This is a genomic window from Levilactobacillus fujinensis (genome assembly GCF_003946335.1).
Classification (GTDB): domain Bacteria; phylum Bacillota; class Bacilli; order Lactobacillales; family Lactobacillaceae; genus Levilactobacillus; species Levilactobacillus fujinensis.
Window position 1 is genome coordinate 13,387 of the sequence record NZ_RHNX01000034.1, and the last position, 17,865, is coordinate 31,251.

Below are 17,865 nucleotides of genomic sequence, written 5' to 3' on the forward strand. Positions count from 1 at the left end.
ATCTCCCACTCTTATGAACTCTCTAAAATTTACTTCATGTAGCTTTCGAGTTGAGCACGGTCAGGGTAACCATCGTTATCGCCGGGTGCTTGGACGGCCAAGGAACCAATGGCATTACCACGCTTAACCGCCTCTGAAATCGTCTTACCTTCCAATAAGGCAGTCGCAATTCCAACAGCAAACCCGTCACCAGCGCCAACCGTATCTACAACTTTATCCGCACGATAACCGCTAATCATTGTATTAGTCCCGTCCTTGCTCTTGATGTAAGCGCCTTCAGCACCAACTTTAACAATGACAGTATGGGTTTTTCCGCTTTGATTCAAATAGAAATCAGCGATAGTTTCTGGATCTTCTGAGCCTACCAAAATTTTTCCTTCAGCAACCCCTGGCAAGATAATATCAGCCTGTTTAGCAAAGTTATTCAGGTCTTTAACCATTTTTTCTTGTGTAGCCCACAGTTGCGGCCGTAAATTTGGATCAAAAGTCGTTGTAATCTTATGTTCATTGATTAAATCAATAAAGTGTTGGAACGCCTTTGAAGCTTGGTCAGAAATTGCTGGGAAAATACCTGATAAGTGAACCAATTTAACGTCAGAAAAATCAATCTTGTCTAATATTGCTTGATCAAAGTGAGCAGCGGCTGAACCCTTCCGGAAATAGAAGATACCTGGATCACCATGCGTCACTTTTTGCTTTAATTGAAATGCTGTCCAGTAATCAGGGTTACCGGTAATGTAGTCTGTTCCAATTTTGTTTTCGTGTAATTGATCCTTGATGAAATCACCAAAAGGATCTTCCCCTAAGCTCGTAATGTATTGTGCGCTATGTCCCAAACGAGAGACCCCAACAGCGACGTTCACCTCAGCACCTGCAAGGTACTTGTGGAAGTTCAAAGCATCTTTTAATTCTTTATCGTCATCTTCTGAGGCAAACAAGGAAATCGGTTCACCAATTGTCAAAAATTCACTCATAATTTAAATTCCTCCATAATAATCTTAATTTATGTTACCCAAACATCGTCCACGCAATAATTTCATTAATGATAGATACAATCCATACAACCGGCAATCCAGCCTTTAAGAATTTTCGGCTATCTAGCTTCGTGTAAGTCAAGGCCCAAATGTTCCAGGACTGCGTAACGTCCATAGAAACTGCTAGCAGTGTTGGAATATACAGTACTGGTAGCAGATACCATTGCGAGAACAAATGAGTAGCGGTCAAAACAGCAGCAGTCGCTGCCCCCGCACCCCAAACATGTAATGGCCCACGGAATAATGCTAATGGTGCTAAAATTCCTAAACCTAAAGCCAACCAAAGCGTATTCTGTGGCAGGATTGCCCGGAAAATAGATTCGAAACGACTTGTGTTTGCAGCTGCAGCAGCTGTAAACATCGATAATGCCAACAGGAAGAAAATTAAGCCAGCAATATCTGAAATCGCTTGTTGCATGGTATCATTCATAAACTTAATTGCTTTTTTTGAACCATTCATCTTACCAGTCATCAGCATCGCTAATACCGTAGAAATGACCAGTGATGGGATCGCATCCCACTTTAAAAGCATGTTCAGTAGAACTGGCACAATTGGAATAACGTAAGTCAGATATTGCCAACCAGAAGTTATTTTGAGCGTTTTAGCTTCATCCTCTGAATCGGTCTTCAAGACCTCGCGTTCACCGTTCTTAATTCGCTTTGAGTTCAAAAGTAAGAAGATCACAACCGCTAATAACTGAACAATCATTCCTACCCAGCCAAAGGTTAGGTACTTTGATCCGTAGGTAACATCTGGGAAGAACGCTCTAACTTGGTTAAAAAGAACCACGTTCACATACATTGGTGCGCCAATTGACAAGGTAAATGCCGCAACCGCAATATCCTTAGGCACACCCAAGGAGAACAAAATTGGTAACAAGATAACCCCGATAGCAATAACTGAACCAACACCATAAGCACTAACGAAGATAAACATCGTCACTAAGCAGACCAGAATAGCAGCTAGAACTGGATTTTTCTTACCAACTTTTTCTGTCTGGCCACTAATGCTACCAGCAATCCCACTATCAACCAGTACTCGGCCAAACCACGACCCAAAAACAATATAGATAATGGTTGGTCCATAATTTAATGCCGGTTGTGCAAAGATCTTATTTATTGCAGTATTAAACGGCACCATCCCAATGACAGCCCACAGAATAGCCATTCCTAAGAAGCCAACGGTTAAGTTACCACCCTTGATAATGTAAAAAATGAAAAGTACAAATGAAATTAACAACAGGCTGCCAATGATGACGTTCGTCATACTTATTCACCAGCCTTAAGCAAATAACTCTTTACTAATTCGATACCCTTACGCAATTCAGCATCATCCTTAACCGGGTACTCAACAGCAATTGGTAAGCCACTTGGTAAAGCATCAAGTGCTTTACGCCAATCAACCTCACCATCATCTAATGGCACAACCTGTGGCTTACTGTCAACATAGGCGACATCCTTAACGTGAATATACCGAACGTATTCTTTGAGCATCTTGATAGCTTCAAATTCATCTTGTTTAACGAAGCGCCAGTTCCCCAAGTCATAAACATATTGAATATCTAAATTGGCTTTTGCCGCGTTAATCAAGAAAGTTTCCAAAGCGTTCATCGTACCACTAGTTTGCGTTTGGTCATTTTCAACATTGACCTGAATGTCGTAATCCAGAATTTTACGTAATGAATCTTTTAAATTTCCTGCAAAATGGGCATAATCACCAATATTAAACTTGATGGCAAAAATCCCCATCTTTTTTGCTTCTTGCATATATTGGTCTAACTTAGAATTTACATGACCATCGATAAAGACGTTTTCAGGAACACTGTAGAATAGCTTCAAGTTGTCTTTAGTTGCTACTGCTTTAATATCAGCTAATTCCTGGTCAAAGTCCTTAATATATTCCCGACGAATTTCAGCAGCCGAGACGCCTTGAGCAGCAACCTTTTTCAATAAATCAGCTTGTTTAATACCACTGTCCAGTTGTTGTTGATAAACTAAAGTGTTAATCACGATTTCACTCATTGTTCATTCCTCCTGATCGACATTGTCTGTATTTTATGTTTGGGAAACCGGTTTCCCACTGCTACGAAAAACATTGTAATCGCTTTATTTACGAAAGTCAACATCTTGTTTTTCGATTCACAAGATTACATGTTCAAAAAAAGCCTGAAAATACTTGATTAAAGTATTTTCAGGCTCGCCACATTTTATTATTAAATTGATTCACGAATATTAATCTTGGATGGGATAACTTTAGTTTCACTAATCGATTCTTTTAGTGGGTCAATGTCCGTCAAAAGCATGCGCATTGCCTCAGCACCAATGTCACTAGCATTCTGTTCAATGCTGGTAATCGCAGGTTGGGCTAAGAATGCCCAGTTCCAATCATCATATCCGGAAACACCAACCTCATCAGGAATTTTAATTCTTAAATCGTCTAATACCCTTAAGACCATTAATAAGGTTTGGCTATTACTAGCAAAGATAGCAACTTTTTCATCTTCACTGACTAACTCATTAATCCTGTCCTTCATGTCACTATAGGTACTGGATAGCTGTAGATTTCCAACCTCAACCAGTTCTGATTCCAACGAGTGTTCTTTAGCAACGGCTCTCATCCCTGCATACCGTTTTCTACGAACGTCGGTAGTTAGTGACTCAGTAAAAATAGCAATCTTCGAATAACCCTTTTTTACAATATACTCAGCCAAATATTTAGTGGACAAAGCATTATCAACAATTACTGCCGGCCAAGTTTTCGGTGTTGTCTGCCGGTCAACGAGTACCATTGGGCACCTTTTGCCAACCGATTCGTATCGCGAGCTATCTTCACTAATTGGTTGAATGAGTACACCTTCAACGGATTGATCGACGAACTTTTTTAAAGCATCTTCCTCCGAACTTAAAGAGTTATTCGACTCCATAATGACAAGTTGATAGTCATTCTCACGGGCTACTGCACTCGCCCCACTCAGTAATTTCGATGAATACAGATTTCCCATATCAGCAACAATAAATCCTATCAAACCGCTACGGTTAGTCTTTAGCATTTGTGCTTGTTTATTCGGGCGGTAGTTTAACCTCTGAACCGTTTGCCGAATTTTCTCCTGAGTAGCGGATGACATTTTACCATAGTTGCCGTTTAAGAAGCGTGACACTGTCGCCTTTGACACGCCCGCAGCACTTGCTACTTCTGCAATGGTCGTTTTTTTCATTTTAATTTTTTTCTATCCTCATAGTCATTCACCATAACTCACTTTCCAAATTCATACATACCTGCTGACATTAATTCTATTAATACCCTACTTTATTTCTCTTCCCGATTCAAGTTCGTCATCGCCAACGGATCGACCCACGCCGTAAATTGTTCGGCCGTGACCTTTCCCGACTTCAGGGCCGCTTCTCGCAATGTTGTGCCGGTTTTTTCTGCCATTTGGGCAATTTCGGCACTAGCATGGTAGCCGATGTGCGGCGACAAGGCCGTAACCGTCATCAATGAATTGTCGACGAGTGCCTGCATGTGCTCAGCATTGACGGTCAAGCCATGCACTAATTTTGTCGTGAAACTAGTGATTGTCCCTTGCAGCAAGTCCGTGGATTCCAGGAAGGTTGCCAGTAAGACTGGTTTATACACATTCATCTCGAAATTCCCCTGTGATGCCGCGATTGTAATCGTCACGTCATTCCCCATGACTCGGGTCGCCACCATAGTTAGGGCCTCTGCTTGCGTCGGATTGACCTTGCCTGGCATGATCGATGACCCCGGTTCGTTTGCCGGAATATTCAATTCGTTATACCCCGCCCGTGGGCCACTCGCCAGAAAACGAATATCGTTGGCAATTTTCAAAAGATCACTCGCTAACGTCTTAATGGCACCATGGACCACGTTTAGTCCGGAATGTGCCGCCAACCCGAAGAACTTATTTGTGCGCGCCGTAAACCGTTGCCCATACGCTTGACACAACTGTTCGGCTACGGCGATATCAAAGCCCGGCGCCGCATTCAACCCGGTCCCAACGGCCGTTCCGCCAATTGGCAACTCCAACAAGGTGTCCGCCAATGACTGCAGATAACTCAGGTCATGTGCCAACATGCTGACCCAGCCACTAACCTCTTGGCCAAACGTCAACGGCGTCGCATCCTGCAAATGTGTCCGCCCAATCTTGACGACCTGCCAGTAAGCCTGCTGCTTAATTTTCAACTCATCGATCAGCTTTTGAACACTGGCTTCCAAACTGATTACTGCCATCCGCGCTGTGACCGCCATCGCTGTGGGAAACGTGTCATTCGAGCTCTGTCCGTGATTGACATCATCGTTGGGCAGAATGCCGCTTGTTGGGTCATACTTCACCGTTTGATGTGCGATCACCTCATTGACATTCATATTCGTCTGGGTCCCCGACCCCGTTTGGTACACGTGCAATGGAAAATCTGGTTGCAACTGATCATCCGGTAATGCTAGTAAATCGTCCACCGCACGAATAATCAACTGCGCTTTGGCTTCTTGCAACTCACCCAAGTCGCGATTGGCCACTGCAGCCGCTCGTTTTAACTGTAGTAGCGCCCGAATCACTGGCATCGGCATCAACGGTCCCGTTGTAAAATTATGACGGCTCCGTTCCGTTTGTGGCCCCCAAAGTGCATCTTCGGGTACTTTGACCGTTCCTAACGTATCTGCTTCCTGACGGTATTTCATGACAGTCTTCCTCTCATTTTCATTAATAGATTCAGCATAACCATTGCGACGGTGCATCGTCAACTAATCATAATCGGGAGTGAAAAAGACTGGTTGACAATGCTAGTCAGCGTTCTTTCCGGCTTCCACCGTGGGACGACCTGGGAGATGCCTGAACTTGGCGGCTTCCAGGTGAGTCAAAAACCCGAATTTTGGCTGGCGACTTCCCCACAGCAGGCGGAATCCCTGGTAGCTGGAGTGCGACCAGTAACAAGTCGTGATAATTTCTACTGTCGTGAGAGTAACACGAACATTTTTACTTTCAACCTCCCAACTTACTTAGATATCCTGAAGCAACCGGGATTATGGCGCTAGAAAACGTTAGTGATCTATGCTTAAACCTTAACACCCACATGGGATTCGGCGTCTGAAATTGATATACACAAAAGGAGCCGTGACCTTTTGCCACAGCCCCATGTTAAAGCTACCACATGCCAATTACTTTCAGCCACAATGACCCAATGCCGAACCATACCACGATATAGAAAACACCGAGGATCGCGTTCATTCGCCACCAGTCGTTTTGCTTAACGTAGCCGGTCCCGAACAGAATGGTCGCCGGACCGCTTGCATAGTGAGTGGTGGAACTGAAGAGTGCACCACAGGTCGCCAGCAACATCGCTGCCAGAGTTGGTGGCACGCCCGCCGAAATCGCTACGCCCAATAGTGCCGCATACATGGCGCTCACGTGGGCAGTACCGCTCGCAAATAAGTAGTGTGAGTAGAAGTAGAAGAGTAACAGAATAGCTAACACGAATACCCAGTTGATACCATGCAGACTGCCGCCGAGTGTCTTAGACAACCACGGAATGAAGCCTAGCTTGTTTAATTCTGTCGCCATGAAAATTAAAATGGAAAACCAGATCAACGTGCTCCAGGCACCCTTTTCGTTCAAAATATCATCGACCGTTAGCACGCCGCAAATCACCAGAATGGCCACTGCCAAGAAGGCGACCAGCGCGGCATCTATGCCAATGAAACTGGATGCAATCCAGAGAACTAATGCCAGTGCAAAGACCGCACACATAATTTTTTCGGCACGGCTCATCGGTCCCATTTTAGCTAGTTCCGCTTCGGCCCATGGCTTAGCGTTAGGTGTGTCCTTAATCTCCGGTGGGTACATCTTGTAAATCAAGAAGGGTACAATGATCAAGCTGATGGCCCCGGGAACAATTCCCGCTAAGAACCAGCCCATCCAGGTCAGCGTCACATGGTCCGCTTTTGCCAGCGACACCGCCAACAAGTTGGGTGCCATAGCCGTCATAAACATCCCCGAGGTAATCACGTTGGCATGAAATTCGGTAAACGTCAGGAAGGACCCAATCTTGCGCTCCGTGCCATCCTTCGGGGTCGAGCCAAACGTCGAAGCCAGCGAGTCAATGATCGGATAAACGATACCGCCGGCTCGCGCTGTATTACTGGGTGTGGCCGCAGCCGTCAGTAAATCGACACCCATTAAGGAGTAGGCCAGCCCCAACGTCTTCTTACCAAACAGTCGGACGAAAATCAACGCTACTCGTCGGCCAAATCCAGTCTTGATAAATCCCCGCGATAAGCAGTAGGCCATGACGATCAACCATACCGTTTTGTTGCCAAAACCCTCAACGGCTGTATCCATGGGCACAACACCCAGTAGAACTGTCGCCGTAAATCCGACGAGTGCCACCCCGGCAATTGGCAGGGGTTGCGTAATACAACCAATAATCGTCGCCACAAAAATCGCTAAAATATGCCATGCAGCCAGCGAGACCCCGGCTGGTTTAAACGGTACCGCCAGCCAGATGATAAGTCCCACGAGTAGCGGCCAAATGAATTTACGATACTTAACATGTGCCAATGATTCCATAAAAACTTCCCCCTTACGCTCCTATGCCAAAACCAGCATCTAATCGCGTTTGGCCGAACGTCTGGCTGGATATTCGACCTCTCCTGTCGCTAATCCTACAGCGTTCCGTACCAAAGGGGCTGGCGGAACCGGTTGCCAAAAATTGGGTTACCCCGTTGAGCTAATTAACCTGCCAGCAGTTGTCCAGAATCCACCAGTTGTCACTAAAAAGCAGAACCGCAACCACCGTCACAATCCTGCTCACATAGACTTATTTAACTCGCAAATGCCGCCGTCAGCACCGACTGCACGGCCCCTGCAGAATGCGCCATTTTTTCCTGTTCCTCGGGACTTAACGACAATTCCAAGATGTGATCGATACCATTTGCGTTGATCACAGCCGGTGTTCCCAGGTACAGGCCGTGCTGATGGTATTGTCCGTCAAGGTAAGCCCCGACCGGTAAGACAGCATTCTCGTTAGCCAAGACGGCCCGACTGATCCGCGCCAAGCACGTCGCCACACCGTAGAAAGTGGCCCCTTTCAAGCCGATAATCTTCCCCCCCTTGGTCCGCGCCGCAGCTTCGATGTCGATCAGTTCCTGATTCGTGATGCCGCGTTGCTGAATAACATCTAGGAGGGGACGCCCCGCCAATGTCGCCGCATGGAGCGCAGCAAATTCGGTGTCCCCGTGTTCGCCAACGATATTGACTTCCAATTGTTGTGGGGCCACCTGAAGCCGTTTAGCCAGACCGACTTTAAACCGCGCCGTGTCAAGCGATGTTCCGGACCCAATCACTCTGGCAGGCGGGAATCCCGATAACCTTTGTGTGGCGGCCGTTAAGATGTCAACGGGGTTAGCGGCCACTAAAAAGATACCGGAAAATCCGCTGTCCACAACGGGTGTGACAATTGACCGTAAAATTTTAAGATTCTTGTTTACTAAATCTAAACGGGTCTCGCCAGGTTGCCGTGGGACCCCGGCCGTAATGACCACCAGATCAGCGTCACTGGCATCCGCATACGTCCCGGGTCGTACCGTCTTAGGCGTCGACCACAGTTGTGTGTCCTCTAAATCCAAACTGTCCCCGACACAGTGTTTCTCAGCAATATCCACGATGACCAATTCATCCATCACCGGCTGTTGCAACATCAGCAATGCATACGATGAGCCCACAGCGCCGTCCCCGACTAAAACAACCTTTTGATGCCGCGTTTGATTGAACATGGGTCCCCATTCCCTTCTCCGAAATATTTCACGCCGTGGGACTAACCCACGAGACGTGGCCGTTAAATTTCAGCTCGACTATAGCACAGCGGGGATAAAACACAATTGATTCGGACTATGAAACCACCCTTAAAAACTATTTATCTATCAACAGATAATCCTATTTTCTAATTGTTGCACTCCGGCTGTCAGGAATTCTGCTTGCTGTGGAGAACACTTCTAGCCAAAAAAGCGGGCTTCCGGATCACCTGAAAGTCGGAAAGAAAATCGACTAACATCGTCGACACAACTAGCTACGTCCCTGACTCCCTCTGGCTCTAACCGTACCCGTCAATTTCAAGCACTAGAGTCCTTACAGCTACTAGAGTTTACGCCTTCAGCTATTCTTCTAAAACACCTTTCATATTTGTAAGATTTTCAGTATGGCACAGCATTTTCTAAACAAATTTCAGAAAACAAAAATTGACCTCCTTAGTTTACCCAGAAGGCCAATTTGTATCTGAATCATAGTGCCGTCAAAAATGTTCCAAATCCTAAGAAGATTCCTGGAAAATTAGCAATAACAATTGGCCAATCTCTTTTGGGTTTTAGCACACCATACGATACCCATAAAACGCAATTTATTGCGGTTACCAGTGGTTGTAGCGGATTACCTTTCGTCCCTGCCAGATTATCCATAATCTGCGGAATATATGAGACATACATCATAATCGATAAAACCGAAGCCAGTTTTCCAATCGTCAAGATTACCCTGGACGTTGCCACCTCATTTTTCATAACTCATTTCCTTCTATGTCTGCCGCTGTCATATTTTCCCAAAAAACATATTGTCCAGGATTCACCGTGACCTTTTTCTGATTCATAATCACTTCAGTCTCAACCGGAGTCGTAATTTCATAACGACAGCCTTCTACGGACATCTTCCACTGAGACTTAATTACCCCATACTTTGTGGCCACACTAGTTTGAATCCAGCTCAGCCGGCTATCCGTCTGTGGTGCAATTCGGGCCTTAGCAAATCCAGGTGCCAACGGTGTAATCCCCCCCATAACTTCATACATCCAATCAATAACTGCACCATAAGCGTAATGGTTAAAGGAATTCATATCGTCACTCCAGAAGTTCCCCTTTGCATCGACACCATCCCAATGTTCCCAGAGAGTGGTGGCTCCTTGCTTAACCGAGTACAACCAAGAAGGATAATCCGTACGCAATAACAGTGTGTAGGCAACATCCGAACGACCGCCTTGACTTAACGCATGTAATAGCAATGGCGTGCCCACAAAACCGGTTTGCATTTTATTACCGGCCATTTGAATAAATTTAACCAGTTGAGCCGTCGTTGCCTGCAAATCTTTCGTTAGTCCAAAAGCAATCGCCAAAGCACATTCCGTTTGTGTCTGATACGAATTGAAAGTTATTCTAAACTCCTGTACTGCCTTCTCATACAGGTCTTCATACGTCACAACATTCTCATCCAATACGTGACCTGCTTGAATTAAGATTCCAACCGAATGAATAAAATAAGCACTTGCAATAAAGTCATCCCGTGTAGATCCCTTGTAACTTCCAGCTGGTGAGTCAAGACCCAACCAATCTCCGAAATGCTTGCCACCAAACCAGAGATACTGGTGAGTTGTACTATGCCTGACAAATTCAATCCACTTCTTCATTGCATTCAAATTATCCTTTAAATCAGTAACGTCCCCATACGTTTGATAAAGTTGCCAAGGAATAATCGTAATGGCATCGCCCCAGGCTGCACTAACATCACCATCATTCAAATAATCCGGGACCACATCATTGATTGCCCCATCTGATCGTTGCTCCAGACGCATATCCGTTAGCCACTTCTCAAAGAATCTTTTGACGTCAAAATTATAGCTAGCTGCTTTGATAAACGCGGTTGCATCACCCGTCCATCCCAAGCGCTCGTCACGCTGAGGACAATCCGTCGGTACATCTAAGAAATTATCCTTTTGGCCCCAAAAAACGTTAGCGATTAATTGATTCAGAAGTGCATTAGACGTTTCAACTTGACCCGTCCGCTTAATATTAGAATAAACAGCAATCGCATTAAAATTATCCACAGTTGGTGTGCCAGGAAAGTTCAATATTTTAATGTATCTAAATCCAAAGAATGTTAGATGCGGATGCCAGACTTGTTCACCCTGCTTACAAGTGTAGCTTACTTCTGCCTTAGCACTGCGGTAATTGTCATTGTAGAAATTTCCTTGCTTATCAAGCATCTCACCATGTGTAAATCGTATGAGACTCCCCCGCTCTGCATCCACATTAACTTCAACGTACCCTGTAACTTCTTGGCCAAAATCAACTAGCGTTTCTCCTGCAGAAGTTGTCATGACCTTTCGAGGACGAATACGCTCTTGCTCCTTAATAAGCTCCCCTTCTTGTGAAATCAATTTTCCAGAATAGCCATTGAATTCTTTCGCTGCTCCGACTAAATCACCACCAGCGTTGGCATCATAGACTTCCCCATCGTATATTTCACTAAAACGTGTTGGCCCGGTTGCACATTGCCACTGCGAATTCGTCACAATATTCTGAACTTGACCATCATTAAACGTAACCCTAAGTGCTGCAATTAATCCAATTGGCTGGTTATATCTTTCTTTTTTTTCAGGTGTCTCCATCCATCCTGGCATTGGCGAACTGAACCAACCGCGTCCAACAGTAACTTGAAGTCGGTTCGCCCTTTTTAACAGACCAGTTACATCGTACGTCTGATACTGCAAACGATGCTGATAGCTGGTCCATCCTGGAGCCAGAACATAATTACTCACATCTTGATCGTTAAGTTCCGCGTAGTACGTTCCCATTGCCGTTATCGTTAAAATTGCTGACTTGACCTGATCCTCTGAATCAAATTCTCTTGAGAATACTGGACAGATATCACCAAAATTTTCTGATGCACGGATCCACTTAGCGTCTGCCAACTCTTGTGCCATTTAGCTAACCCTCCTATTCATAATCTGCCGGTGACCATTCATCAAGCCAGTCTAGATAGACACCCTCCTTTTCAAATTCTAAGGGTAACCAAACATAGTCCGAAACTGACGTGTTTACCTTAAGATCCGAAATGAAATTATCGGTCAAATTTTTAGAACCCTTTCCGGTAAACATATCTCTGAAAGCGTCCCTGTACTTTGGGTAGGCATAATCCATATGCTCAGGTACCCAACGGTCAGCACAAGCAATATAAAGATCCTTTTTACCGGCCACTTTAAATACACAAGATACTTGAGAATGAAACGACGTTTGACTCGTATCGTTTCGATGTGGATTATCCAAAATTTCAAATGGTCCATGCCAAGTGCCAGCAATGGCTATCTCCGATGGATTCGGCAAATACCCAGTGGTTCCCGATGTAATCAAGTACTGTTTTCCCTGTCGACTAAAGTGGGTTGTTCCTTCACGAACGTATGGCGGTCCGACTTGTGGGAAATGTGTGCTATAAAATCCGGTTAAGTTCGTGTAGTCATCAGTCAGGTCAGCACAAATTGTTTCGCTGTGAACCCGTTCAAAGTAATAATAGGCTTTTCCATCTGGTGCAACGGCCAAATCAAAATCTCCAGCAGACATTCCGAGTGGACGCAGACCTTGCCGTACAATTTCATAGGGACCCAAGATAGAATCCGCAACCAAAACCGTTTCGCTCTGACTCCCTGACAGATTTTGAATTTTTAACCAACACACGTACTTTTGCGTCTGCTCATTATAAATGATATGTGGTCGATCCATCATTGATTTAGGATTTAACGGTGAGTCGTCATCCTTTAAATTAGGTTGAATAATTAGGCCTAAGTCTCGCCAATTAATCAAGTCCTTTGATGCGTAACAACGGACACCCCAACTCCAAATGTTATCTTTTCCAGTAGTGTGATCTTTATTTTCGCCATACCAATAGTAGGTCCCTTCACGGTAAAGTACCGAACCACCATGTGCCTGAATTCGCTTACCATCGGTGTCCAGCCAAACTTTACCTGGTCGAATATATTTCTCCATCTGTTGCTTACTCCTCTACATAGACCTCTGTATAAAACTCACGTAACTTGCCGTCGATATGTTGACTCTCCGAAATTTCAAAGTCATCCTTTAAAACTAGATTTTTACTTGAATCACCAATCATTACCTGAATCTTACCTGCCTCGACGAGCCAGTTCATATCTTCATCCAAAAAAGCTAATTGATTGGCGTTTAACTTAAAGTGAACAACCTTCTGCTCGCCTTGCTTCAGGTAGAGTCGCTTAAACCCTGCTAATTCTAGTACTGGCCGTGACATTTTTGCATAGACATCCTTAACGTACAACTGAGGAACCACTTCACCATCAGTCTCTCCGGTATTCGTCACCTCGACAGAAATATCAATAACCCCATTGGGATTGACTGTCTTTTTATTCAACGTCATTGTAGAAAATTCAAATGTTGTGTAAGAAAGTCCTTCTCCAAAGAAATAACGTGGTTGGTGTGACATATTAACGTAATCAGAAAATCCCACACTCTCTCCTTGATGATACGAAGACCCATTCAAATGATTGTAATGAACCGGAATCTGTCCAGCACTTCTAGCAACTGAAACTGGTAATTTACCACCAGGATTGTACGCGCCACGCAAGATATCTGTTAAAGCTTCGGCACCGCCCTGTGCTGGTGTCCAGGCTTCCAAAATCGCATTCAGCTTTTCATCTGCGACATCACTTGATATTGGTCGGCCATCAAAATGAATACCCACTACTGGAACATTTAATTGCGTAACTTCATTGATGAAATCATTCTGACACTCAGGAAGATTGATATCAGAGCTATCAATCCCCTCACCAGTCGTCGCAATTGAGCCAGTTCCGTACTTACCACCTAAGGTCATAATAACAAGGTCTGCATTTTTAGCTGCTTTAAGTGCCTCTTCAAAGTGACTGTGGTCGTCCCCCGCGATGTCATAACCATAAGCATATTGAACATCTCTATCTGGCATGCCGCTAGCTAAAGCCTCCAATAGACTCTTTGATTGTGGTTGGCTCTTGCGAAAAGCTTCTTCAAATTGCGGTTTATCCTTCTCAATATGAGTTCCAGAAATCGTGTGGACTTCGGGCATATCCCCCTTAGCCGTTTGTAATCCTGCCATTGTCGAAACTGCAGCTAGCGACCCTTCTAACATACTAAAATGGGTGTATCCACCAAACATCGTCCGGCCAGTGTTCGCATGACAGCCAATCACTGCAATTTTTTTAATCGTTTTCTTAATCGGTAATGTACCATCATTCTTAAGGAGCACAATTGATTCTTTGGCCTCTTGTTTTGCAATGTCATTGTCATCTTGCTGATTAAATTGAGCTTTAAGCTCTTGACCATCAAGAGCGAATGGTTGTTCAAACAAGCCCATTCTGAATTTGGCGGTCAAAACGCGTAAGACAGCTTCGTCCAAGATTTGCTCATTACATTTTCCGTCAGCAAACCATTCACCAAGTTCGGCATTAAAGCACTGCGTAAAATGTAATTCCATGTCCATACCGGCTGCCATTCCCATGTACCCAGTGTCGGTATAGGACTCCCCAATTTTCTGAACATCATGCGCATTCTTTAGAGCCGCATAGTCGGAGACAGTCAAACCACTAAATCCCATTTTATGCCGCAATAAATCAGTCAAGTACCGATGTGATACAGAAACTGGTTGCCCATTTACTGAGGCATAGCAAGGCATGATACCCTTGATATGGCCCTTACTAATTGCAGCTTGAAACGGTTTGGCGAATATTTCTTCGACCATTCTATCTGATAGATCATTCTCTGCACCATGAATTCCTCCAAGTGTTGCTTGGGAGGCCACAAAATGTTTAGCAACAGCATCTGTTTTTCGTTTGCCATCTTGCTCTTGTAATCCCTCAACAAAGGCCACACCTAGTGCTGAATTCAAAGTTGGATCTTCACCATAAGCTTCACCTTGACGCCCCATTCGTGAATCTCGTGAAATGTCTAAAACCGGAGCAAAGGTTTGCGTAATGCCAACAGCTCGTTCCTGACGACCAACGATTTCGGCTACTTTTTTTTCGAGTTCTGGATTCCAAGTAGCACCCCGGCCAATCCCGGTTTGAAAACTAGTTGCACCTTGAAGATAAGCGCCACATAGTCCTTCCATATGGAAGATTGCTGGAATACGATGTGGGCTAAGCGCCATAACTTTATTCTGCAATTTTTTTTGCTTTTCAACGGCATCGTCTAAGCTATAAAGCATTCTCATTTCTAATGCACTAATCTGACCAACGCCGACTGGATACTCCACACTTAAATTTTTGCCAGTCTTTGTAGCTGTCATGAAGTAACAGCCAACTTGTCCCATTTTTTCTTTAATCGAAAGCACATTCAACAAATCTTTTGCCCGCTCTTCAGACGTCAATGTTTGATCTAAATATTTTTTCATGATGAACACCTTTCTACTAATTTACTTTGAACGATGAATAAGGAGAATTAAGATTCCGCCCAATAGGCAGACACCTGTGACTACAGGGAACATCGTCCTGTAACCCGCACTAGAAATAACAACTCCAGCAATAACCGGTCCAACAATTTGTCCCAAAGTGTTAGCTAAGTTTAAGATTCCCAAGTCTTTTGCAGCTGTATCCGGATTTGGCAAAACAGAAACCGTCAAAGCTTGGTCAACTGCGTTATAAGCACCATTACCAATCCCAGCAATCAAGGCATAAACAATCATTGTCCATGGTTTGGCCATAAAGAATGGGAAGAAGGCCCCGATACCAACTAGCATCGTTGTAATTGCAACCGGATATTTGTAATTTCCAACTTTATCAGCAAGTGGACCGGCGGTAACCCCACAGATAATTCCAGCAATCAACATGATCGATGAGACTAATGAAATATTAGTCGTGGTTTGCCCTGAGTTTAAACTCATATAATCCGTGAAAATATACAACTGATAACCAACAATCATGTTACTGCCAGCAGTTAAGAGTAGCCGGCCAAAGAGTGCTAAGTAAAAATCATGAGTTCCTTTAATTGGTGGGGCAAAACTTTTAACGAAATCTCCTGCCTTTTCAAGTTGTTCGCGCGGTTCGTCCCGGTTACCGGGTTCTTTGATTAGCCAAAGCGCAATAGCTTCCATCACGAATGCAAATACGGCAAAGACCCAGATACCAAATTGAATGTGAATAATGAAATGTGCGGCAATTAACCCCGCACCATAGTTACCAATCGTAGATCCTAATCCCATAAAGGATGAGGCTGTCCCGCGATGGTCAGGCGCTACTCTATCTGGAATGAAGGCGACTAGCGAAGCAACGACCCCATTAAGTGCAATTTGGTAAATAGCGTATAAGAATAACAACATCTTGATGTCATTAATCATCGACATAATGTAAAAAATAATCATAGTGGCAATCGTACAGCCGACAATCCAAGGCGTTCGCTTTCCAAATCGGGAACGCGTACGGTCTGATAAAGCTCCCATAATGATATTCGAGATTGCAGCAACCGTCATCGCTACAGCTGAGAAGGTTGCTACCCAAGTTACTTTATGTGTGGGATCAATTTGACCAATCTTAGCGGGAAGCAATGTAATTGCCAGCCCACAATAAGGAATTAGCCAGCCCAGACAACCGATAAGTAAGCCAAAACCAAGACTCACTGGAAACTTTTTCTTTGTTTTTGATACTGCTACACCCTGATCCATTGTTAAATCCTCCTCTTGGGTCAATAGAAACGAATGTGTAATAAGCGCTGTGTACTGGAATATATTTACTAACAAATGAGTTAATCTTAAAATTATTCCTTCAATGCATTGAAGTTACGGTATACTTTATTACAACGTAAATATAACGCTTACATTTTTTCTGAACAATATCATTTAGCCATAACTACACTGTCAAATTCTACGATTTAGGAGGCAATTCACAATGGATACCGCTAGTCAACTTCAACTCGATAAGAAGGTTCGTCAGATTGTCCCCGCTGAACGAATTTATGATTTAACGGACTATTACGCTAAGCTCCCATCAAAAGTGGTCGCTGGTAGGAAAATTTATATCTTTGATAACCTCATTTCAGTAAACAGCAATTTTAAAATTTCTAAGCATGATCGTTTCTTACCCGTTCCCACTCATGTGCACACCTTCATTGAACTAAATTTCGTTTACGCCGGAACGTGCTCACAAATTATTGATGGCACCCACATAACGCTACATAGCGGTGAGCTCTGCATTATCGACACCGATGTCCCTCACAGTATCTCAAAAACAGGAAAGGACGATATTATCTTCAACGTTCTCATTCGTAAAGAGTACTTCACAGCAAACTTTTTTGAAAATCTGTCAGGTAACGGTGTTATCTTCGACTTTCTAGTCAACGTCATCTCCTATCGTCAACAACATGACCAATACATTGTTTTCCACTCCAATCCGCAATCTCACATGTATCAAACCTTCCTGCAAATCCTTTGGGAAACTTATTTTCCATCACTATGTTCTCACCAAATGATAGATAACTACTTAAAAGTACTGTTTATTGATCTCGTTAGAATTTACGAATACGATAGCAACCAGGCTATTAAAGGGGACGATTCCGTCCATACCATCCTTGCCGTCATGAGATATATGGAACAACACTTCGACCACTGTACACTAAAATCTGCGGCACAGAAATTCAATTACACGCCTAATTACCTAAGCACCTTGATTAAACGAAACACGCATACTAACTTCAGTGACCTACTACAAACGATGCGCCTGCAAAATGTGTGCTTCTTACTCGAAAACAGTACCGATCCAATCAATCAGATAGCTACTCAAAGTGGCTTTTCAAATCAAACCTTTTTCTACAAAAAGTTTCAAGCAGCATTTAATATGTCTCCGGCTGACTACCGACACAGTCAGCAAGTAAAAATATAACCACCAAAAAAGGGTTCTATGATATTTGGTGTTGATAGAGAAATCTGTCGACACCATTTTCTGTATAATAAAAGGGGCACACTGCCCCACATCAACATCGTCGACCAAAACTAATTGAAAGTGAGAATGA

The 17,865-nt window shown here is 44.0% G+C and carries 14 protein-coding genes; 2 read left to right on the forward strand and 12 right to left on the reverse strand.

Features of this window, described 5'->3' with window-relative positions; genetic code table 11:
• Nucleotides 1-29 precede the first annotated feature (29 nt).
• The 5 genes from EKM89_RS11180 to EKM89_RS11200 all read right to left on the reverse strand — a co-directional run bounded on the left by EKM89_RS11180 (nt 30) and on the right by EKM89_RS11200 (nt 5,730).
• Nucleotides 30-974, reverse strand: a complete 945-nt coding sequence (locus EKM89_RS11180; protein ID WP_125688573.1) for a sugar kinase — start codon at nt 972-974, stop codon at nt 30-32.
• 34 nt (nt 975-1,008) lie between these two features.
• Nucleotides 1,009-2,301 (reverse strand): gluconate:proton symporter, encoded by a 1,293-nt coding sequence (locus EKM89_RS11185; RefSeq protein ID WP_125688575.1) that lies wholly within the window; start codon nt 2,299-2,301, stop codon nt 1,009-1,011.
• Nucleotides 2,302-2,303: 2 nt separating this feature from the next.
• Nucleotides 2,304-3,056 carry a sugar phosphate isomerase/epimerase family protein gene (locus tag EKM89_RS11190; protein WP_125688577.1) on the reverse strand — a complete coding sequence of 251 codons (753 nt, stop codon included), beginning with the start codon at nt 3,054-3,056 and terminating at the stop codon, nt 2,304-2,306.
• Nucleotides 3,057-3,247: 191 nt separating this feature from the next.
• Nucleotides 3,248-4,249 carry a LacI family DNA-binding transcriptional regulator gene (locus EKM89_RS11195; RefSeq protein WP_125688579.1) on the reverse strand — a complete coding sequence of 334 codons (1,002 nt, stop codon included), beginning with the start codon at nt 4,247-4,249 and terminating at the stop codon, nt 3,248-3,250.
• A gap of 92 nt (nt 4,250-4,341) precedes the next feature.
• A complete protein-coding gene (locus tag EKM89_RS11200; protein ID WP_125688581.1) occupies nt 4,342-5,730 on the reverse strand; it encodes a class II fumarate hydratase in 1,389 nt (462 codons plus the stop codon).
• Between the two features lie 93 nt (nt 5,731-5,823).
• Between EKM89_RS11200 and EKM89_RS11205 the strand changes: the two genes are divergently transcribed.
• Nucleotides 5,824-6,084: a hypothetical protein gene (locus EKM89_RS11205; protein WP_164510576.1), complete on the forward strand. Its 261-nt coding sequence runs from the start codon at nt 5,824-5,826 to the stop codon at nt 6,082-6,084.
• Nucleotides 6,085-6,193: 109 nt separating this feature from the next.
• Here EKM89_RS11205 and EKM89_RS11210 read toward each other — a convergent pair whose 3' ends face one another.
• The 7 genes from EKM89_RS11210 to EKM89_RS11240 all read right to left on the reverse strand — a co-directional run bounded on the left by EKM89_RS11210 (nt 6,194) and on the right by EKM89_RS11240 (nt 16,522).
• Nucleotides 6,194-7,615: an anion permease gene (locus EKM89_RS11210; protein WP_125688584.1), complete on the reverse strand. Its 1,422-nt coding sequence runs from the start codon at nt 7,613-7,615 to the stop codon at nt 6,194-6,196.
• A 254-nt stretch (nt 7,616-7,869) separates the two neighbouring features.
• The gene (locus EKM89_RS11215) at nt 7,870-8,820 is read right to left on the reverse strand and encodes an L-lactate dehydrogenase (RefSeq protein ID WP_125688586.1); all 951 of its coding nucleotides are present in this window, start codon (nt 8,818-8,820) and stop codon (nt 7,870-7,872) included.
• 504 nt (nt 8,821-9,324) lie between these two features.
• The gene (locus EKM89_RS11220) at nt 9,325-9,597 is read right to left on the reverse strand and encodes a SemiSWEET family transporter (RefSeq protein WP_125688588.1); all 273 of its coding nucleotides are present in this window, start codon (nt 9,595-9,597) and stop codon (nt 9,325-9,327) included.
• Complete coding sequence (locus tag EKM89_RS11225; protein ID WP_125688590.1) at nt 9,594-11,789, reverse strand: alpha-L-rhamnosidase; 2,196 nt, start codon at nt 11,787-11,789, stop codon at nt 9,594-9,596. Before EKM89_RS11225 ends, EKM89_RS11220 begins: the two co-directional genes overlap by 4 nt.
• 13 nt (nt 11,790-11,802) lie before the next feature.
• Entirely contained in the window at nt 11,803-12,846 is a 1,044-nt protein-coding gene (locus EKM89_RS11230; RefSeq protein WP_125688592.1) for a family 43 glycosylhydrolase, read from the reverse strand.
• A gap of 7 nt (nt 12,847-12,853) precedes the next feature.
• Nucleotides 12,854-15,256 (reverse strand): glycoside hydrolase family 3 N-terminal domain-containing protein, encoded by a 2,403-nt coding sequence (locus EKM89_RS11235; RefSeq protein ID WP_125688594.1) that lies wholly within the window; start codon nt 15,254-15,256, stop codon nt 12,854-12,856.
• Between the two features lie 21 nt (nt 15,257-15,277).
• Nucleotides 15,278-16,522, reverse strand: coding sequence for an MFS transporter (locus EKM89_RS11240; RefSeq protein WP_125688596.1), 1,245 nt, complete (start codon nt 16,520-16,522; stop codon nt 15,278-15,280).
• Between the two features lie 223 nt (nt 16,523-16,745).
• Between EKM89_RS11240 and EKM89_RS11245 the strand changes: the two genes are divergently transcribed.
• Entirely contained in the window at nt 16,746-17,735 is a 990-nt protein-coding gene (locus tag EKM89_RS11245; RefSeq protein ID WP_125688598.1) for an AraC family transcriptional regulator, read from the forward strand.
• Nucleotides 17,736-17,865 lie beyond the last annotated feature (130 nt).